Source organism: Legionella sp. W10-070, from assembly GCF_900640175.1.
Lineage (GTDB): Bacteria > Pseudomonadota > Gammaproteobacteria > Legionellales > Legionellaceae > Tatlockia.
The window spans coordinates 1-21,410 of sequence record NZ_CAAAJC010000017.1 but is presented as its reverse complement, the minus strand read 5'-3'; the positions used below and the strand labels follow the sequence as shown (position 1 = coordinate 21,410).

Below are 21,410 nucleotides of genomic sequence, written 5' to 3'. Positions count from 1 at the left end.
TATGCTAAAGGATAGTCAACAACGTCTACAGGCTACAGATCCTCGCCACTCTTATATCGTACAGGCTCCTGCTGGTTCTGGCAAAACGGAAATGCTGACGCAGCGCTATTTAAGATTATTAGGAACTGTCAATGCACCAGAGCAAATTATCGCGCTTACCTTTACCCGTAAGGCAGCCAGTGAAATGCGTGAGCGTATTTTCTTAGCCTTGCAGCAAACAGCAAATAATATGACGCCTGACTCTCCCCATCTACAATTAACTTATCAGTATGCTTCAGGAGCGCTGGCCCGAAGCGAGCAGCTGAACTGGCAACTGTTAAAGCAACCAGGCCGCTTGCGTATTATGACTATCGATTCATTGTGCCAGACGATAAGCCAGGCTATTCCTTTACAGGAAAAACAAATTGCCTATGCACAAATTGCCGATAATCCCAAAACCCATTATGAAGCTGCAGCCTACAATTGCCTTAATCATGCACAGTCTGACGAAAACCTTCATCAACCCTTAAGGCAACTGCTACAGCATCTTGATAATCGTCAGGATAAATTATTACAGTTATTCAGCAGTCTTCTGGCTAACCGCGATCAATGGTTAACATGGTTATATTTTGCTCGTGAGCAAGGTAAGACAAATTTTGAGGAAATGCTTAGGCTTATTGAAGAGCATGAACTGACTCGCTTCAAACAAACCATTCCTGCTGGCTGCAAAGAAGAATTATGTTTTCTTAGTCGACAGCTGGCTGATATAGAAGCAAATCCCCGGTCTCCCCGTTATCCCCTCAGGGAATGGCATTCCTTTGAACAGTTAAACCGTGAACTGACCACAAGCCTGGCATCCTTGCTATTAACCTCAGAAAATCAGTTAAGAAAAAGTTTTGATCATCATGTAGGTCTTAAGCGAGATGCCTGTGATAAATCCACTTATGAAAATCTGAAATCCGCAAGCAAGGAACTACTGGGCAGATTAGCATTAGCCAGCGATTTTCTTGAAGCATTGGTAAAGGTCAAAAATTTACCCCTCCCTTCTTATAATGAAGAGCAATGGCAAACGTTGCAATCGCTTTTCACCCTGCTGCCTTTGCTGGTTGCTCACCTGCACCTGGTGTTTCAGGAAAATAATGAAGTAGACTTTGCCGCTGTTTCTCAGCAGGCCTTGCTAGCCTTAGGCGACGAAGAACAGCCTACTGATTTAACCCTTTATATGGATAATAGTATTAACCACCTTCTGGTTGATGAATTTCAGGATACGTCCATCCAGCAATTTCAATTGCTAGCCAAACTCGTGCATGGCTGGCAGCCTGATGAGGGTAAAACATTATTTGTTGTAGGTGATCCCATGCAGTCTATTTATCGGTTTCGCCAGGCTGAAGTAGGTCTTTTTCTCAAAGCAAAAAATGAGGGAATTGGGCCAGTACGCCTTGAATTCCTGGAGTTATGCTGTAATTTTCGTTCTACAGCAACGCTGGTCAATTGGGTTAATCAACAATTTAACAGCATTTTTCCTGCGCTCGATGATATTGAATCAGGCGCAATTTCATACCATCCTGCCGTTAACCAACTCCCTGCTGACGAAAATAGTTATATAAAAGCCTGTCAGTTTTCAGATCGTGAAAAAGAAGCTGCAGCCATTATTAAACAAATTAAAGAAGAGCTAGAACATTACCCCCAGGATCAAATTGCCATCCTTGTCCGCTCCCGTAATCAGCTGACCGAAATCACCCGTTTATTACGTGAGGAGAACATTCCCTTTCAGGGTATTGAAATTGAGCTGCTTTCCTCTTTGCCCCATCTTCGCGATTTATGGATTTTAACCCAAGCCTTGCTGATGCCGGCAAATCGCCTGGCGTGGTTGGCGCTGTTAAGGAGTCCGTTTTGTGGTTTATCGCTTACGGATTTGCATCTACTTGCCAATTTTAACAGGAAGCAATCAATTTACCAGGCATTAGCACACCTTGATAAGTTAGCGCTCAGTGAAGAAGGAAGTTTACGTGCGCGGTTTGTTTATGAGACATTAAAATATGCCTTAGCCTGCCGTCATCAGCAATCAACCGTTGACTGGATTGCCTCTGTCTTTAAAAGCCTGCATGGGGAGAAAATTCTTACTGCAGATAAAAAAAGCGATTTAGAACAATTCTGGTTACTGCTGGAACGCTTCACTAAAAAAGGCCAATTACTTGATGTAAAACTTTTTGAAAAAGAATTCAATTTGCTTTATTCACAACGGTCTACCCCCTCACGTCTTCAAGTCATGACCATCCATAAATCAAAAGGACTGGAATTCGACTGCGTTATTTTGCCAGGCTTAAGCACCACCTCTAAAAACAACGATAGCCCTCTGTTGCGTTGGCTAAAACTTCCCAGTCAAAAAGGGGACAATTTACTGCTTGTTTCTCCAATAAAAGCGGCCCACCATGAGCAATGTTTGCTTTATAACTACATCAGCAAACTGGATAGTGAAAAAGAGGATTATGAATTACAACGCCTGCTATACGTCGCTGTAACGCGTGCAAAAAAACGCCTTTGGCTTTTTGACTGTAAAACAAAAGAAAGCAGAAGAAGCTTTCGCAGCCTGTTAAAAAAACAGGATTTCTCAATTATCGAAGAAGCGGAGAAAGATAAGCAACCTCTTCATTTCATACCTTCCCTATATAAATTAGCCAAACAGTTTTACCTTGAATCCCCAACAGCTGATGACCAGACTCCGGCTTTAATCAAAATGGTTCATCCGACTAATGCAAGGCAGATAGGAGTTGTAGCGCATGAATTATTACAATGGCTATGCGAGAAGCACCCGGAAACCGTTGAAGATATACCTTGGACTATGATAAACCATCGCTTTAAATCACTGGGTTTTGACAAACAGGAAACAGAACAAGCCTGTGAAATACTCCAGCAACAAATCAGGAAACTATTTGAAGATCCCATTGGCCGATGGCTCAGCAGTGCCCATGAAGAAGAGCAAAATGAATACGCCCTGCTAATTGAAGAGCATGGCATGACGAGCACACGCATTATCGATAGAACCTTTTTACATAACAATCAGCGCTGGATCATTGATTTTAAAACTGGCAATGAGGGCGAGATTGCACAAAAGCAACATCGCCAGCAAGTCAATGACTATGCAAAACTCTTTACTAATTTCTCTAAACATCCTATCTGTTGTGGCCTTTATTACCTGGCAACAGGACACTGGGTGCAATGGGATTATACTGGGTGCAATCATGCTGAAACGCTTGATCTCTTATCTCAGAGTAGTCAAAATTAAATAAAATCCTGAGTTCGATTAAAACTGCGGTTGGTGATATTAATGGTAGCCTGGAGCGTCGGCGAAATCCGGGGGGTATGTGTTTATTATCAAGCACCCGCTCCCGGGTTTCGCCGACGCTCCAGGCTACCATTTCAAGAAAAAACCGCCGTTTTATCGCACCCTAAAACCCTAGAGAACCTTCGATGGATGCAATAACTGACAGGAATATCAGGCTTTATTATGAAAGCGCTTTGAAACTTCACTTGCCTGTTGACTATATTCCCGAATTAAATACCATGCAAATCACCCTTGGAGGCAGAAACTACTATTTTTCAAGTACAATTACCCCCATTAACAATGGCGGTGGAATTTTTATCTCCAGAAACAAGTATAAGTTTAATAAGCTGCTTGAAAGTTATAACTTCCCGGTTCCAAACGCAGTTGCAGTGAGTAAAGAAAATTTCGAGCGTGGTTTCTTAGCTGATTTAATTAAAGACCTTCAGTTTCCAGTAGTAGCCAAACCAATTCAGGACACAGGACGAGGAAAAGATGTATTTTGCGGTATAAAAGACATCGAGACCTTATCAAATTACTTACGCAGCTGTTTTGAACATTACGCGTTTATGCAGGTTGAGGAATTTCACACAGGCTTAAAGGAATATCGGGTTCTGGTCTTAAAAAATCGCGTAATTGGTGTTGTACAGCGCTTTGGCGCTGAAGTTATTGGCGATGGGAAACATTCTATCCGGCAGCTAATTGACATCAAGAACGAAGAAAGAATTAAACTTAGTCCTACTTTAACCATATCACCGCTCGTGATTGATGAAGAATATAAAACCTGTCTTGCAGAGCAAGGCTTATCCGTAGACAGTACCCCATCCCCCGGTCAGAAGGTCCGCCTCAGTTACACAGCCAATACCGGTCGTGGTGGCGAAATTTTTTCACTGGGGAAAAAAATAAAAAAAGAGAATGCCAAAATTCTCTGCACAGCAGCTAAAATAGCGGGGCTCGACATCGTGGGCATGGATGTATTATGCGAAGATATTAACCTGTCATTTAAAAAATCCAAATGGTTGATTATAGAAGGAAATTTCGCCCCGGATACGACTATCCATGAAATTCCGAATTATGGTGAGAAGGTGAACGTCACTCAATTAATTTTAAAGAAAATCATTTCCCGCCACCCGCTTTCCTACTTATCTCATCTCTTTACTAACAGCAAATTCTCTGTTTTTATTAAAGGCATCCTGATTATTACTGTATTAGGTATTTTAATAGCAAGTTTAAGATTAGCCGTTGGATAAAACAACACTGGCTAACATATCAGGACACACAATCTAAAATAATATTAAAAAAAACCTCAGCAATTTTATTTTTGTACTATATTGTAACTGGTGTAGTTAACAACAAGGATAAATTTTCGGAGGAAATAATGAAAAAACTACTTTGCACCACTTTGGCTGTCAGCGCATTAACCATTGGCCTGGCAAGCTGCGGAACCTTTAATGGGATGGGTATGGGTGTGGCCGATCCAGTCGTTGACACAAGAGTCGACACACTTTCTGGCCATCGGGCTACCAAACAGGATATCGCTGTTTACCGGAAAAAAGGGGTAGTCTATCGAAATGGCCATACTTACCACATTCGTAATGGCAAGTACATTCTGGTTCGTTAATCTGTAAAAATTTACTTTTCCGCCCTGCGCCAGGCATACAGCCCGGTGTCAGGGTATTTTCTTTTCCAAATAATAATCAGCACCTGTACAGCAAGTAAAATGATATTAATGTCCCGCAATCATCATTTCCTCAAGCAGAACTGAACCGCAACGAGTGGCAATATTGGGATTAATATCACTTCCTACAGCCACAATTGCCTTAAACATATCCTTGAGATTACCAGCGATGGTTATTTCTTCCACTGGATATTGAATCTGACCATTTTCGACCCAGAATCCTGTAGCTCCACGTGAATAATCTCCAGTTAACCCATTAACCCCTTGCCCCATTAATTCTGTTACTAAAAGGCCGGTATACATTTTACCTAGTAAATCTTCCAGGCCACCTGCTGTGGCATCTATTGTTAAATTGTGTACACCGCCACTATTAGCCGTGGTTTTTAAACCTAAACGACGAGCCGAGTAACTGCCCAGCACATAGCTCTCCAATATCCCCTTCTCCACGAAAACATTATTCCTTGCAGGAACCCCTTCCCCATCGTAAGGAGAACTTCCCAACCCTCTTAACAAATGAGGCTGTTCATAAATCTTAAGTGCGGGGGGGAAGATTTCTTTACCTAATGAATCCAGTAAGAACGAGTTTTTACGATATAAATTGGCACCGCTTATGGCGGTAATAAAACTTGAAAAGAGACTGCTGGAAACCCGGGAAGAAAAAAGAACCGGTGCTTTTTGTGTTTTAACCTGTTTCGCACCTAAACGACTGGTTGCCCTTGCAACAGTACTTTGCGCCAATTGCTCTAATGAGCTTAAAGCATCCGCATGCCTTGCCGTTGTGTAATCATAATCACGCTGCATCAACTCCCCTTGTTTGGCAATAAGGGAGCAGCTCACACTATGACGAGTACTCTGTACAATCCCCTCCCCCCCATAAGTATTCGCAAAGCCATTGCAAAAAGCATAGCTGGAAACATTCACTCCATCAGAATTAATAATACGTTTATCTAAGGACAATGCCTGGCTCTCGCAAGCGAGTGCCATTTCTATCGCTTTGGCTGGATCAATTGCCCAGGGATGGTATAAATCCAAGTCAGGATACTGATTCGCCATAAGCTCACGATCAGCAAGCCCAAAACAAGGATCTTCAGCACTCACCCTGGCAATCTCACAGGCAGCAGTCACTAAGGAATCCAAAGCAGCAGGGGAAGTGTCAGTACTGCTTGCCGCTCCTTTGCGATGACCAAAATAGACAACAAGGCTTATCCCCTTGTCTTCGCTGAAAGCAACTGTTTCAACCGCCCCCATACGTACATCAACAGAAAAGCCGTCATCATGATTAACCGATACCATAGCATCAGTCGCTCCCTGTACTTTAGCGCGACGAAGCACCTCCTGCATCAGATCAGATAAATTCCTGGTTGACTTGACTGCTACTCTATTGTTATTTTTTGCTAATGTTCGCATGGTGGTTCCGCCACTGTAATAGTTGTTTTCAAGGATACAAGATTAATATGTCCAGGCAAACCATTACTTCTGCAAAATGGCTTATCCCAGTTGTCAGGTTAATCTTTTTTACGTCGCTGTTATTATTTTTTACCAATTATGCTGTTGCTACAAGTGATTGGCGAAAATTAGCACCTGGCATTGATTACCAGGATCTTGATGGGAATTTTTTAACTCCCTGGTCTCATCTTCATGTTTTTCGTATCAATCTTAAAGAAAATCAACTGTCATTGGTTACTGCTGCTGATTTATCGAGGAAGTATGCTTCTGTTGATGAGTATGCCCAACATACCCAGGCACTATTAGCAATTAATGGTGGCTTTTTTGATGATAACTACAAACCCTTGGGTTTGAGAATTTATAATAAACGCCAAAAAACGCCACTTAAAAAGATTAGCTGGTGGGGGATTTTTTACATTAAGAATCAAAGAGCCTACTTAACCAATATCAACCAGTTCAATACCAGCAGCCAAATTGATTTTGCCATTCAAAGTGGCCCAAGATTACTCATTAACGATCGTATCCCCCCCTTAAAGCCAGGCAGAGCAGAGCGCTCTGCTTTGGGAATTACACGTGACGGCCGAGTGATTATTCTGGTTACTGATAATTTACCTCTATCCACCACAGAGTTAGCCCAGATTATGAAAGCCGCACCACTAAACTGCCAGAATGCACTTAACCTGGATGGAGGCAGCTCCAGTCAATTACGAGCAAAGATAAATTCTTTTCAACTGGAAGTACACGGGTTTTCTAACGTCAGTGACGCCGTGATTGTTAAAGCGCGGTAATTCGAGGCAGTAAATTCTTAACTTAATGGCAATAATGCAGCATCCCAACCGAAAAAACGAAGAGTAAACGCTTGAATCGCTTATCCGAAACTGACGGTGTCAGCGAAACCAGGAGAAGCCTTTGTCAATGCAATTGAGTCCATATGAGTCATTACAATCTATTGGGCAATTAACAACCAACAAGAATTATTTTCAACCCAAAATAAAACACTAACATTTTATCCACAGCTTACTCCCATATTATTCTCTTGATCTTTACCCGAAAACACAATATATAGTAACCGCAATTTTATTAAGCAACCAGATATAGTATTTTGTGGTTGTGATTTGTAGTAAATTCCTCTATATTTTAATTATGAGCTCATGGCGTTTCATGGATTGAAACCAGCCAGAAGCTCTCGGGGGTTTTCTGATAGCTGTATCTACCAGGCTCCCCCTTAAATAAAACACCTTCCGTGGAGAAAACATGTCTGAAATTCTTGAACCGGTAAAAGAGATGCCGCAAATAAGTCAACTGGAATTGACCGCCAACGCACCGGGTTTAATAAAAACCATCAAACGTAATGGCAAGGTCGTTCGTTATGATGATAACAAAATCAAAGTTGCCATCAGTAAAGCCTTCATTGCTGTAGAGGGAGGCAGTGCTGCTGCATCTAACCGAATACATCAGCAAATTGAAGAAATTACCCAACAGGTTACCCAAACATTTAAACGCCGCTTGCCTAGCGGTGGCGCCATTCACATTGAAGACATTCAGGATCAGGTTGAGCTTGCCTTAATGCGCAGCAGCCAATATGAAGTTGCACGTGCCTATGTACTGTATCGCGAAGAACACCGTAAAGCCCGTGAAGCAGAACTAAAAAAACAAGCGAGCGACTCTAAAGTACCCTTGATTACCATGCCCGATGGTGAACTGAAACCATTAAATATGGAACGCGTCAATACCATTGTAGGAGAAGCTTGCCGTGAACTGGAAAACGTCAAAGCCGAGCCCGTGATCAAAGACGCCTTACGTAATCTCTACAACCAGGCAAAGCTGGACGATGTGCATAAAGCATTAATTATGGCAGCACGTACGTTGGTTGAAAAGGAACCAAATTACACTTATGTCAGTGCCCGTCTGTTACTTGACACGCTTCGCTCAGAAGCACTGAGTAAATTACAGATACAGACAGAAGCTACATTTGATGAAATGGCCACCCTCTATCCACTTTATTTCAAAGCGTATATCGAACAGGGGATAACCCAGGGAATCCTGGATCATAAACTCAGTGATTTTGACCTGGATAAACTGGGCAAAGCCTTACTGCCTCAACGTGATATGAACTTCACTTATTTAAGTTTGCAAACGCTCTATGATCGCTACTTTATCCATGAAAACGGCATTCGGTATGAATTACCACAGGCTTTTTTCATGCGGGTTGCCATGGGGCTTGCTATCCGTGAGCAAGACCGTAACGAAAAAGCCATTGAATTTTATTTACTTCTATCTTCTTTTGATTATATGTCATCAACCCCTACCCTGTTTAACTCAGGGACTGTCAGGCCGCAACTATCAAGCTGCTACTTAACAACCGTACCGGATGATCTGGATGGGATCTACGGTGCAATCAAAGATAATGCCCTGCTATCCAAATTTGCCGGCGGTTTAGGTAACGATTGGACACCAGTCAGGGCAATGGGTGCCCATATCAAGGGAACCAATGGTAAGTCACAAGGTGTTGTTCCCTTTTTGAACGTCGCTGATGCAACTGCTGTGGCAGTTAATCAGGGAGGAAAACGAAAAGGGGCTGTTTGTGCTTATTTGGAGTGTTGGCATCGTGACGTGGAAGAATTCCTTGAGCTACGCAAAAACACAGGGGATGACAGGCGCCGTACCCACGACATGAATACCGCATTGTGGATCCCTGATTTATTTATGAAACGGGTTCATGAAGAAGGGGAATGGACGCTGTTTTCCCCTGATGAAGTCCCTGAATTACACGATGAGTACGGTCAGGCATTTGAAGTGTTCTATACTCGATGTGAAGAAAAAGCCCGCCGGGGAGAAATAAAAAATACCAGGACAATCCCTGCCGTTAAATTATGGCGCAAGATGCTTTCCATGTTATTTGAGACAGGACATCCCTGGCTAACCTTTAAGGATCCTTGCAATTTACGCTCCCCGCAGCAACATGCAGGTGTCATTCATAGTTCAAACTTGTGTACTGAAATTACCTTAAATACCTCAAGTGATGAAATTGCTGTTTGTAATCTGGGCAGTATTAATCTTCCTGCACACATTCATAATGGCAAACTGGATAGTGAGAAATTAAAGCGTACCGTTACTACAGCCATTCGTATGCTCGATAATGTCATTGACATTAACTATTATTCCGTACCGCAGGCACGAAACTCAAACCTGCAACATCGTCCGGTTGGTCTGGGTTTAATGGGTTTTCAGGATGCACTCTACGAGCTAAAAATCAATTATTCATCTCAGGAAGCTGTTGAATTCGCAGATATTTCTATGGAGATGATAAGCTATTATGCCATTGAAGCTTCTTGTGAACTGGCAAAAGAGCGCGGTAACTACTCAAGTTATGAGGGGTCTCTATGGAGCAAAGGTATCCTGCCTATTGATTCAATTAACCTGCTGCAACAAGCCCGTAATCAATATCTGGAACAGGATCGTTCACAGCGTCTGGATTGGGAAAGCCTGCGCATAAAGGTACGTACACAAGGCATGCGTAACTCAAACGTCATGGCAATTGCACCGACGGCCACGATCTCCAATATTTGCGGCGTATCACAGTCAATTGAACCTACCTATCAAAATCTCTACGTGAAATCAAATTTATCAGGGGAGTTTACCGTAGTTAATCCTTACCTGGTTGCTGATTTGAAAGCACTGAACCTGTGGGATGAGGTGATGGTCAATGACTTGAAATATTTTAATGGCAGCGTACAGCCCATTAACCGTATTCCTGAAGAGCTGAAAGCGCGCTATGCAACCGCTTTTGAAATAGATCCTGACTGGCTGATAGAGGCTGCGTCCAGACGTCAAAAATGGATTGACCAGGCCCAGTCATTAAATATTTACATGGCCAAGCCTTCGGGCAAAAAACTTGATCAACTATACAAACAGGCTTGGTTACGCGGCTTAAAAACCACCTATTATTTACGTAGCCTGGGCGCTAGCAATGCCGAGAAATCAACAATTACTGATGGAGCGCTTAACGCAGTCAAAATAGAGGAGCCTAAAGTGTGTTCTATTTTGGATCCTGACTGTGAAGCCTGCCAATAAAGAGGAGAATTTAATGTCCACAACAACAATAGTACATACAGAAACCTCCAGTCATGCAGGCGCTACTGGCCTGGAATTATTGGAAATGGGGGCGGGACGAATCCACGTGGATGATAAACAAATTATTAACTGCCGTGCTGATTTAAACCAACTGGTCCCCTTTAAATACAAATGGGCCTGGGATAAATACTTAACTGCCTGCGCCAACCACTGGATGCCTAACGAAATTAACATGAGCGCTGATGTTGCCTTATGGAAAGACCTTAACGGCCTAACAGAAGATGAGCGGCTGATTATTCTACGAAATCTGGGATTCTTCTCAACAGCAGATTCCCTGGTCGCCAATAATCTGGTATTAGCAGTCTATCGTCATATTACCAATCCTGAGTGCCGTCAATATCTGTTACGACAGGCATTTGAGGAAGCACTTCATACTCATGCTTATCAGTACATTATCGAGAGTCTGGGCCTTGATGAAACAGCGGTATTTAACATGTACCGGGAAATTCCTTCTGTTGCTAAAAAAGCCTCCTGGGCCCTGCCCTTCACACAAAGCCTGGGTGATCCCAATTTCCATACCGGGACACCAGAAAACGATCAACGGCTGTTACGTGACCTTATCGCTTTCTATGTGGTATTTGAAGGGATCTTCTTTTATGTAGGATTCACACAAATTTTATCCATGGGTAGACGGAATAAAATGACCGGTACCTCAGAACAATTCCAATATATTTTACGTGATGAATCCATGCATATGAATTTTGGTATTGATGTCATTAACCAAATCAAAATTGAAAATCCACATTTATGGACAACTGATTTCAAAGCAGAAATGATCCAATTAATTAAAGAAGGCGTTGAGCTGGAGTATCAATATGCCAAAGACACCATGCCGCATGGAATTTTAGGCATGAATGCAGAAATGTTTGAGGGATACCTGCATTTCATTGCCAACCGCCGACTTGCTCAAATCGGTTTACCGGAGCAATATCCAGGCGCCGAAAATCCCTTTCCCTGGATGAGTGAAATGATGGATCTTAAAAAAGAGAAAAATTTCTTTGAAACTCGTGTCATTGAATACCAGGCTGGCGGAACATTAAGCTGGGATGATGAAGACTAACCTCACATACGAAGCCTCGCATCGGTTTGCGGGGCGTCCCCGAATCACCTGGAAAGAAATCTGATTATCTATGGTCCTTTACGGCCTGGGCCTTTATAATTAGCTTTTCCTTTCTGGGATTTAGGTGTGTGGAGTTTATCCATAAAACTTTTAAATTGTTTGACTTGTTTTATATTCTTATTAACTTGTGTAATACGTTGTAATTGTCTATTCATTTGATTAGCATGTTGTAAATATTGGCGCGCTTTTTTTATTGCAGCAATAGCCTCTCTTTTATTAAATGGGGTTTTGTTCTGACGATAGCGACTAACTTGAATTTTGGCATTATTAACTGCCTCCTTAGCCTTTTGTCTTGCATTTGCCACCACTTCACTCATGTTGTTCGGTAATTTATCCTTCACACGGCTGTTGAAATTTTGCTGCTGAGTTTGCGATTTAGTTTGAGAGGATGAGGCAGGCTTATCAATTTTTTTTATAACAGGTGCACTACGGCGAGTAGATTCTGCTTTAACCGATTTTTCTTCTATTTTATGAGTGGGAACTGCGGGTAATTTCTTCAAAAGATTGTCAGCTATACTTTCCTGGGTATCTTTTATTAATTTGTCCACCGCACTTGAATCAACTCCATGAGAAGCCTTACCGTGAAATACATTTTCAACATCACTTAACTTATTTGATTGCTTGTCAAATTTACTGAATTGCTTTTCTAAATGATCTCGAATATTCTTTATTGCTTCAGGGGGATATTTCCTCTCGATCTCTCCCATCAACTTTTCCCGATCTTCACGAGTTGATCGCTCAAACTGGTTAATCAATTTCGATAAAATACTATCTGGTATTTTCTTCACTATTAAATTTCCTGGTAATTACCATTAAAAGTATAGCAATTAAGTAAAGTAACGTATTTACATTCTTATAAACTACTTAATTGTTTTTTCGCCAAGCGTTTCAATACCTTAAGATTTTTTGAAGCAAGGTTATAAATTTCATTTACTGTTTCATACTGCATATTATTAAAAATACTTTTGATGTTCTCAATAAAATCTTCATTGAGGGGATTTAAGTGAGTTTTTGCTATGAGTCTTCTCATTGAATTTAAATCAAAATAGCAGAATTTATAATAGAGATTACGTTGATAAATAGAGGAGGGAAATACTAGGCGATTAGAGATATCTGTCACTTCCACAGGGGAAATCTCTGTTGCCAAAACATCTTGCGAATAATTTTTTATGAAATTTATCCGGTTTAAAAAGAAAAATTCTTGAGAAATACCAGTAACTTCCCTGTCCACTATTGAACAATTAATCAATGGCAAGCCTAAGCCAATATAATTTAAAAACAACAGATCAAATACATCCCTTATATAGGATTCAAAATCAGCTTCCTTATGATTTAAAATTGCGTTCAAAATGTAATTAAAATCAAGCCCCCTGCCACATATCCCATGATCCCTATGAGAGTACCAAACCACATAAAAATAATTCTCCCAAGGAGATGAAAAATATTTATCTACTAATGAATTTTGAAAGCGTCTAAGCTCCTTGACCAGTGTTGGGGTAATGACCTCCGGAGCAGAGGGCTTTAAGCAAACAGAAACACCCAAGGAATTAATTTCACGAGTAACCAACAGTTCTAGTCCCAGCATATGAGGCTCCTATGCCTTTAACTATTTCAGATAGATAGTAGGCATCCAAGCCGCATATCAGTGTAACTCATTAGAGCGAGGATGATCTGTCAGTCATCAGCAGCTTGAACCAAATAGCGTTTAATTTCGCGCTATTTCAGCTTTCTCTGCATTTAAATAAACATCAGATCCCCTCTCCTCCAAACTTTAAATTAATTCCATTTATAAGCGAGTATTAAGAATAATAGGATCTCTTAAAAGAAAAAACAAATTATCTTCATTTAAATGTAGAAAAACAAAATAGCTGATTACATTTTTCATAGTATGAAATGGAAGCATTACTATTCAAAATAAAAGAAAATAACTAATATTATCCGTGATTTTCTTTATTTCAATTGTTGAAACAGACTTGATTGCCGATAATAATTTAAGAATTTCTTAAGTTTATTCTTATAAAATCCCATCGTTTAATGAAAAATAGTATTCAACCTATCGTAAAACAAGGATACCTGTGACGTTCGATTGGAAAAGTAGTTTTTATGCTCAATAGCCAACCTAAAAAACCTTATCAATGGATAAGCAGCCTTTATTTTTTTCAGTCGATGCCGTTTGTGGTAGTAACTCTAATAGCCGCTTTGATGTACCAGCAATACGGAATGGATAACTGCCATAATGCCCTTTTAATCAGCCTGTTGGCTTTGCCATGGGTTGTCAAGCCGGTTTTCGCACCGCTCCTGGAAAAGGTGTTGACTCGAAAAAAATTAACTGTCCTTGCCCAGGCGCTGGTTTCCCTGTTATTCCTTATGCTGGCTGTTACAGTTGAGCATCGTTATTTTCTTTTCCTGAGTATCATCGGATTTGCCTGCATGGCACTAGCGTCATCCGTTCATGATATCGTTTCCGACGGCGTTTACTTGCTCAATCTGGATGAGCAAAAGCAAAAGCGTTACGTACCTTTGCGAACGGTTTTTTATCAATTGGGTCGCCTGGCTTTAAAAGGGGGATTACTGATATTGGCAGGACAGCTTGCTGTTTATTACCCGGTGAATAGCTGGCAAGTCTTTTTCTTTTGCCTTTTTCTGGTAAGCGCTTTACTGGCACTTTATCATCTTGCCATAATTCCTGAGAGTGAAAACAAAGGGCAACGCCAGGAAAACGGTTATTTTTCAATTGTAAATACACTCGTTCAGAACCGGACATCCTATCCGGCATTGTTTTTTATTTTTTTATATAACGCTTCTGAAGCACAGATGCAAAAAATGATTCCCCTGTTTTTGCTGGATGAGGGTGGCTTGAATCTGGAATTGGCGGGTGTAGGAAGCATTTATGGGCTTGCCGGAAGCTTTTCACTATTAATTGGTGTCTATATCTCCGGCTTTTTGATGACTCAATTTCCCGTTAAGCGTTGCCTGAAAATACTGACGGTTGTTTTGATGCTGGGGCATGCTTTATTTATGTTAATCACTTCGAGTGACAGCCGTTTATCCCTGATTGTCACCGGCGTTGTCTTCAGTCAATTGGCAGCAGGCCTCGCCAATGGAGCGTTCATGGGCTATTTGCTTTCTATGGCCGGCAAGAGCAGTTATCCAATGTCAGCCTATACCCTTTACACGTCGGTTATGGCCTTGGGGTATGTGGTTTTTGGTGCATCAAGCGGATTTATACAACACTATTTGGATTATAGTCACTTCTTTTTATATATTTTTATTGTTAACGTGTTTCTTGTTTTTTTAACCTTTCGCATGGCGGGTAAACATGATAACTGATTTACTGGAACAGTTGGAAAATCAGCTGGCCTGTGCGGTTTGTACGAAAGATTGCGATGCAGCATTAACCTCTTACCTGATATTAAAAGGCATCAGAACCTTTTCTTTTACTTATTATGCTTATCATCCCCACTCTGCCAACCGATTAAAATATGACATGTGCTCGGCCAATTTCAAATCCTGGCATCAACACTATCTGGAAGAACAATACAGCAACATCGACAGTACACTGGCCTTTGTTTATGACAATCATTTACCGATATACTGGAACTTAAGGCAGCAGCTTGCTCAGGCAGGCACGCCATCAGAACGAAAAATGCGTGAAGATTCGATAGCATTCGGTGCTGATTGCGGTTTATCCATACCGATTCATGGTCCTCATAATAACTTTGCCATCTTACTGCTGGTGCAGATGCAAAATGAGCAATGTCACTTACAGTCTCCTGCCATCCAGTATGAGTTATTTGTCGCCGCCCATCATTATTACCATTATCTGCAGCCTCACTTGCTAGAGGAAGTAGATAATCAAAAATCCTCTAATTTAACCCAACGAGAAATTCAGTGTTTAATGTTAATCGCCAGACACTACACCGTGACACAAATGGCACAACATCTGGAACTGAGTGAAAGAACCGTCAATTTTCACATTCAAAAACTGAATAAAAAACTTGGAACGAAAAACAAATACCAGTCTCTGTCCAAAGCGCTTGAACTACAGCTACTTACCTTATAACCCCTGTTAAAAATAACAGTGGTTAATAAATATACGAGGGATTTAAAATTCGGGTTGATTGTAACGGTTTATGAGGAAAAAACATGATAAACCCACTGAAGAAAATCAGCCTGGCTTTTGCAGCAGCGTCGCTGCTACCTTTAGGAGCAGCTCAGGCGTCCTTAACACTTTATACGACCAGCTGGTCGATGTACGGCAAGCAGCCCTATGAATATGATGGCGCCTATAAAAGTGGTCAGCCATACGGCCAGTTAAAGTACGTCAGTAATCCGGAGATGGTCGCTCAGTTTAATAAAGCCGATGTGGTTGCCTGGAGCTTTCTACAAGTCTGGAACAGCCGTGATCCGAGCCAGGCCGAATATCAAATTCCATCGTCCTGGAATGGTTTAATGCACTTTGACGATTTGTGGGGGGAACTTCCTCTTGAAGGCTCCTGGATATCTCCTTTACCCCCTGAAACCAAGGATTTTCTAACGTTTTGTGGAGAAAATGAAGGTGCCTGCAACTCTATCCAGCTCAATGGCAATACGGGTATGAAGGAATTGTTTAATTACACAGACCAAAAAGGGGTAGGACAACTAAATAGCTTTGGTGCGTTCATTCAATCCAATAAATATACGGCAAAGCGGATTATTGCGGTAGGAGGAGCCAATACGATTGACAACAAAGGCATTAGTACAGCTACTTTTGACGCTATTTTTGCAAACCAGGATAAATTTTTAAGCCAGTACAAACGATGGATGGATCATTTTAAAAACCTGAAAGGGATAGATTATGACTTCGAGCCTCCGATTGACGTGCAGACCGGCGGACAATTGCCGGCTGATGAAAGAACGACCAGGGACTATAAAAACTTGTACGAACTTGTCAAAGCAAGCCGGAAGACTTTGGGGAAAGAAGCTTATATTTCAGTGACCATCACAGTTAATAAAGAATATCTGGAAAAAATCAATCAATCGGTAGAGGGCGGTTGGTTTAAACAAATTGCGCCCTTAGTCGATAGCGTGAATTTAATGACCTATGACCTGCATGGTCCATGGAGTCAAAGCAGCGATCCCTATACCTCGATACATGCCCTTTTAAAGCAACCTGAATCAAGCCGAAAAGATGAATTTGCCATCAATTACGCAACGGACAAGATTACAGAACAGGTATTATCCTATAGCATGCCGAAAGAGAAACTTCAGGTAGGTCTTGCCGCTTATGGACGAGGCTATTCAGGTGTAGAAGCAGGTAGTGATCCTAATTATCCGGCTTTTGAACAACCCTGGACAGGTGCCAGTCATTTTTCTGATGATTATTCAAATCAGAATGGCATGCTGCCTTATAAAGCAGTGGATAGTCTAATCAATACATTACATTATAAAAGCTACACCGTTACCGTTCCTGATGAACAGGGTAATCTGCTGGCAAGCGGGGCTTATCTCTATCATCCTGCAGAAAAGCAGTTTATTGGTTATCAATCTCCTGAAACGGTTAAGGCTGTCTGTGAATTCATCAAACGAAAACAGCTGAAGGGCGCCATCATGTGGAGTGCGGATACCGATCTGCCGATATCAAATCCTCACAGTCTGGTTGCAGCTTACAGAAGCGGATGCCACTAAAGTAAACTAACCAGGGATTATAGACAATGAAGAAAATACTTGTTCCTTCTTTTATCATGGGATTGACTGTTTATTTCCTGTCCAGCATTGCTTATGCGGACAGGCTTCCTTTTTGTACAGTAAAAGCAAGGCAGCAGCCAAAAATCATTGCTTACCTTGGTGCAGATTCAGGCTGGTCTTTGCAAGGAACTGATTTGAGCAAGCTTTCTGATCAGCTGGCACAAGTCACTTTGGTGAATTATTCTTTCGCACCATTGGTAAGGGATAACCAGGGAAATACGGTTTTGGCGCTCAATGAGCAGGATAGTAACAACATTGAGCTGCTACGTCAGATGAAACCCGATTTACCAATTATGCTCGCTGTTGGCGGCTGGGGAGAGCGGGATGGATTTCGTACTTTCCTTGCCGATGGCAAGAAAAGAGCGATTTTCATTCGTTCGGTCAAGCAATTAATGGAACAATATCAGTTGGATGGCATTGATGTTGACTGGGAAAATGAGCTGCTTGCCAGCAAGGAAGAAATATCCAGTGTTGCCGCTTTATTAAATGAACTGCATGATACTTTGGGGAAAAAAGGTTATTGTGTGAGCAATGCGGTACCTGCAACCAGCACCTACTGGGTAAATTATCCGGATGCGGGATTATGGCAGAACGCTGTTGACTGGACGACAATCATGGCATACGACCACTATGGAACATTTGGACCGAAAACGGAACTGGGTGCGTCCCTTTATGAAAAGGAGGAAAATAAGGGTGACAATTATCCTTATCCAAACACATCAGGGGATCAAGCGGTGAGTCATTTTTTTCATCAAGGACTGCCTGCTGATAAAATCATCCTGGGGCTTCCCTTTTATTGCCATTCCTACTACATTAAAAATGAAATGATTGACTCCAGCAGTCAGGAACCGGGCTTGCATGTCCCTGTCCTGGATCCCAACATCAACAGTCAGGTCAGTTATAATGAAGCCTATGATCGGTATGGAGAGCAACTCTTTAATTACCGTTATGCTTCCCGACAGGGATATTTTTCATCGTATGGCATGATTCCGCTGGAAAAAACAGGGATCACACGTTTTATAAGTTGTGACAGTCCATCATCCATCAAAGATAAGATTGAATATGTAAGCGGCAGCAATCCCCTATCTGCAGGCTCGATGACCCAATTGGCAGGTGTATCTTTCTGGAGCCTGCAGCAGGATTTGCCGGTTTCTCATCCCGGATCCTTATTACGTGCAATCGTTGAGAAGTTGAATAACTAAAGTCATTTAAATGTTAGGGGAGTCGGCTTGAAGGGACAGGCCTACTTTGGCAGTTCTTAGTGATTTTTTGATGACAGCGACGGAGAGCTCCAGATCATCGCACAGGGAAATTGAAATAAGTGCCAGGGTAGGGTTCATCGCGCAGGGTGAAGTGCCACCATTCCCTGGCATAGGGTCTAAAGCCATGGCGCACCATTAACTCGCGCAAACGCTGGCGGTTTGCTTTTTGTTCCTTCGTTAGGCCGGAGTAATGGATATGAGCACTCGAATCGAGGCAATCAAAGCGAGTGCCCATATCAATAGAGTTATCGTCCAGGTAGGCTGTCGTTTTGCCGTAACAACGGGCATCTTGCGAAGTTGTTGTTCTGACGCTGTTGCCTGTTTTCACCAGGGTAATATCAACAGTACTGCCGCGACTGTGCCCAGACTGCAGCGCAATATATCCTTTTTTAAACAATTCATTCTTCTTCTCACGCGGATAGAAGGCTTCCTTCATTGCAGGTAGTTCGGGCGTTTTGCTCCATTGATAAAATGCGTTCACCGCTGTTTTGGGGCGATAACAATCATACACTTTCAAGCGGTACCCTTGTTTAGCCGCAGCTGACTGTACTTTGCCTAATTGCTCAGCGGCGGTTTTTGTCAAAATGCAGCGGGGGGCTAAATAACCCGGAACCGGGCGTCCAAGAAAATTATAGTGTCCGGCATAGCGCATCTCTTCAATAATGTCTGGCGAAACGTCCCGCAGATAGACAAATCCTTCCGGTAAGGCGTACGTGACGCTTGACGTTAGTGCAAGGAAATAACCTATTGGAATGAATACATTTCGGTTTGTCATTTAAGCGTCCAATACTAAAATAGGTCGGAAACTACATGCCTGCTGAGTGACAATGGCTTCACCAACCCAGTTTAAAAAGTCAAATCTGTAATTTCTTTGTTAGCGTTCGAACAGCTTAAAACGGTTGGCAGGTGTGAGTTATTCCTTATTAGGTACAAGCCATTTAAAATTTCTTTAGTTGTCATTCGCTCAGCCGGATTAACACTGATTAAGTTATTTATTATTTGTGATATCCCATCATCTTTTTTATTTACATTGTCTTTAATTTTCTTGTGGTACATATTGTATCTTTCAGTAAAATCATCAAGCGTTTTATCGAGATTATAATCATAATATTCCTTGTATAATAACTCATAAAACGTCATCCCTAATGCATAAGTATCGGAATATGTACTATAAGTACAAGGTTCATTATTTTTATAAGCTTGAATAACTTCAGGCGGAATATGAGAGCCTTTTAATTTACTCATAAACTTTCCATTTTCTAGTTTTGCTGAACAACCATAATCATGAAGTATTGCTTTGGGATTACTAAATAAAATATTCTCCGGCCAAATATCTAAATGTAAGTAATTATTAATATGTAAAAAATCTAATTGCTCCGTTATTTGTATCAAGCATGATAATTTTTCCTGAGGAGAAAGTTGACTAAAAATATCTTTTAATTTAATTCCTTCAATATACTGCATTATAGAATAATGCTTTTCTTGATTATGAAAATTGATCCTTGTTAAGCTGGAAATGAATTGACCTGTTAATTTCAACAAAGTATCTTCAATTTCAATTTGATTATTAACATAAAGTCTTGCTTTCTCCTTATCACCAATGGTTTTAAAATGGTAATCAATCTGATTCGTGATATTTTGGATTTTGATAGCGACAATTTGGCCTGATTTTACTAAAACACCCTTCTTTACTGTTCCAAATGCTCCTTTTCCTAAAACTTTGTGAAGCTCGCAAGCACTATTTGAATCATCAATAATATATGATGAAGACATTAATGGTTTATCTGAATATATTTCAAATTGATTATTAAAAAAGCAAGATGAGGTATGATATTTATGTATTTTCCTTAAATTAGGATTTACTTTTTTGATTAAATCAACTTCTTCAAATTTGCTTATACCCATTCTACTTATCCCTGCATTAGTATTGAAGCGCAATAAAAGTCTTATCTATAGTTGTGGTTCTCCATTTCCTCATGAAGAATAATATATTTCAATAAAATGATATTCAACGGAAGATATTGGATCTTTATCAAGTACATACCACATTGGCTTTGATTTTCACAGTGATTAGACTTAATTGGTGCAGCAGCCACTTTAACCTGCTCTCTTCAGTGCATCAACAACCGCCAGGATTTTGAGAAATTACCGTTAAATAAGTACGTGCAGGTGCTTCTGGCAACCGCTCCCCCTCTTCCTATTTTTCGAGAGTACGAACACTGAAACCAAACTCTTCTGAAAATTTATTTTATATGGTGGAATTATTGCCTGATTGTCCATGGGGTTGTTGATTAACCAGTGATGCACCACCCCGTCACGGAAACCAGCAGCAAAACTTTCGCTTCATCGGCTTGTCAATTACAAAAGTAATCAAACGTCGGTAACTCCGTATAGAAAGCCATTCACCCAAATCCAACTCATACGTCTTTAAAAAATCATAAGGCAGCGTAGCTGCCTCAAAAAAAGGGATAAAGGGTTAAGGGGTAAAAGCCCGGACACACCTAACCCGAGTATCGCTGACCTTATTGTCAATACCTTGGGAGCCATCGAAGAAGGCCTGGACCCAGGCGTCGAACGTAGGATCGCCGGAAAACTCGGTAGAACTCCAGTAGACGGCATTGGTAAAACCGCCTATAGCGACACGATTAGTAAATAAGCAGTTAAGCTGACCTGTGGCTGTCGCGTTATTTCCGGCTGGCAGGAACCAATCGTTATAGCAGGCGTTTCCTGGCTGGCAAGGGG

Annotated in this window: 15 protein-coding genes and 1 pseudogene; 10 read left to right on the top strand and 6 right to left on the bottom strand. The window is 41.3% G+C overall.

Going from position 1 to position 21,410, the window contains the following annotated elements; all coding sequences use genetic code 11:
* Position 1: 1 nt before the first annotated feature.
* The 3 genes from E1O65_RS08540 (at position 2) to E1O65_RS08530 (ending at position 4,922) form a co-directional block, all read left to right on the top strand.
* On the top strand, positions 2 to 3,265 hold the full coding sequence (locus E1O65_RS08540; RefSeq protein ID WP_133133186.1) for a UvrD-helicase domain-containing protein: 3,264 nt from the start codon (positions 2 to 4) through the stop codon (positions 3,263 to 3,265).
* 185 nt (positions 3,266 to 3,450) lie between these two features.
* The gene (locus E1O65_RS08535; protein ID WP_133133185.1) at positions 3,451 to 4,551 is read left to right on the top strand and encodes a UDP-N-acetylmuramyl peptide synthase; all 1,101 of its coding nucleotides are present in this window, start codon (positions 3,451 to 3,453) and stop codon (positions 4,549 to 4,551) included.
* A 128-nt stretch (positions 4,552 to 4,679) separates the two neighbouring features.
* A complete protein-coding gene (locus E1O65_RS08530) occupies positions 4,680 to 4,922 on the top strand; it encodes a hypothetical protein (protein ID WP_133133184.1) in 243 nt (80 codons plus the stop codon).
* Between the two features lie 105 nt (positions 4,923 to 5,027).
* Here the strand turns inward: E1O65_RS08530 and pmbA are convergent, their stop codons facing one another.
* Complete coding sequence (gene pmbA / locus E1O65_RS08525) at positions 5,028 to 6,386, bottom strand: metalloprotease PmbA (protein ID WP_133133183.1); 1,359 nt, start codon at positions 6,384 to 6,386, stop codon at positions 5,028 to 5,030.
* Positions 6,387 to 6,433: 47 nt separating this feature from the next.
* On the opposite strand from pmbA, the gene E1O65_RS08520 reads away from it, so the two are divergent.
* The 3 genes from E1O65_RS08520 (at position 6,434) to E1O65_RS08510 (ending at position 11,619) form a co-directional block, all read left to right on the top strand.
* Positions 6,434 to 7,213, top strand: coding sequence for a phosphodiester glycosidase family protein (locus E1O65_RS08520; RefSeq protein ID WP_133133182.1), 780 nt, complete (start codon positions 6,434 to 6,436; stop codon positions 7,211 to 7,213).
* Between the two features lie 466 nt (positions 7,214 to 7,679).
* Positions 7,680 to 10,499, top strand: a complete 2,820-nt coding sequence (locus E1O65_RS08515) for a ribonucleoside-diphosphate reductase subunit alpha (RefSeq protein ID WP_133133181.1) — start codon at positions 7,680 to 7,682, stop codon at positions 10,497 to 10,499.
* Positions 10,500 to 10,512: 13 nt separating this feature from the next.
* Positions 10,513 to 11,619, top strand: a complete 1,107-nt coding sequence (locus tag E1O65_RS08510) for a ribonucleotide-diphosphate reductase subunit beta (protein WP_133133180.1) — start codon at positions 10,513 to 10,515, stop codon at positions 11,617 to 11,619.
* A 68-nt stretch (positions 11,620 to 11,687) separates the two neighbouring features.
* Here the strand turns inward: E1O65_RS08510 and E1O65_RS08505 are convergent, their stop codons facing one another.
* Both E1O65_RS08505 and E1O65_RS08500 read right to left on the bottom strand, forming a co-directional pair.
* On the bottom strand, positions 11,688 to 12,467 hold the full coding sequence (locus tag E1O65_RS08505) for a hypothetical protein (protein WP_133133179.1): 780 nt from the start codon (positions 12,465 to 12,467) through the stop codon (positions 11,688 to 11,690).
* A gap of 65 nt (positions 12,468 to 12,532) precedes the next feature.
* On the bottom strand, positions 12,533 to 13,264 hold the full coding sequence (locus E1O65_RS08500; RefSeq protein WP_133133178.1) for a hypothetical protein: 732 nt from the start codon (positions 13,262 to 13,264) through the stop codon (positions 12,533 to 12,535).
* Positions 13,265 to 13,782: 518 nt separating this feature from the next.
* On the opposite strand from E1O65_RS08500, the gene E1O65_RS08495 reads away from it, so the two are divergent.
* The 4 genes from E1O65_RS08495 to E1O65_RS08480 all read left to right on the top strand — a co-directional run bounded on the left by E1O65_RS08495 (position 13,783) and on the right by E1O65_RS08480 (position 18,608).
* Entirely contained in the window at positions 13,783 to 15,009 is a 1,227-nt protein-coding gene (locus E1O65_RS08495; protein WP_133133177.1) for an MFS transporter, read from the top strand.
* A complete protein-coding gene (locus E1O65_RS08490) occupies positions 14,999 to 15,742 on the top strand; it encodes a LuxR family transcriptional regulator (RefSeq protein ID WP_242601568.1) in 744 nt (247 codons plus the stop codon). Before E1O65_RS08495 ends, E1O65_RS08490 begins: the two co-directional genes overlap by 11 nt.
* Before the next feature lie 83 nt (positions 15,743 to 15,825).
* Entirely contained in the window at positions 15,826 to 17,346 is a 1,521-nt protein-coding gene (locus tag E1O65_RS08485) for a glycoside hydrolase family 18 protein (RefSeq protein ID WP_133133176.1), read from the top strand.
* A gap of 26 nt (positions 17,347 to 17,372) precedes the next feature.
* Positions 17,373 to 18,608: a glycoside hydrolase family 18 protein gene (locus E1O65_RS08480; RefSeq protein ID WP_133133175.1), complete on the top strand. Its 1,236-nt coding sequence runs from the start codon at positions 17,373 to 17,375 to the stop codon at positions 18,606 to 18,608.
* A 94-nt stretch (positions 18,609 to 18,702) separates the two neighbouring features.
* Here E1O65_RS08480 and E1O65_RS08475 read toward each other — a convergent pair whose 3' ends face one another.
* The 3 genes and pseudogenes from E1O65_RS08475 to E1O65_RS08465 all read right to left on the bottom strand — a co-directional run.
* Positions 18,703 to 19,443, bottom strand: a complete 741-nt coding sequence (locus tag E1O65_RS08475; RefSeq protein WP_133133174.1) for a M15 family metallopeptidase — start codon at positions 19,441 to 19,443, stop codon at positions 18,703 to 18,705.
* A gap of 71 nt (positions 19,444 to 19,514) precedes the next feature.
* Complete coding sequence (locus tag E1O65_RS08470; protein WP_133133173.1) at positions 19,515 to 20,573, bottom strand: protein kinase; 1,059 nt, start codon at positions 20,571 to 20,573, stop codon at positions 19,515 to 19,517.
* Positions 20,574 to 21,144: 571 nt separating this feature from the next.
* Positions 21,145 to 21,410 (bottom strand): annotated as a pseudogene (locus E1O65_RS08465) (DUF1566 domain-containing protein); the annotation flags it as partial.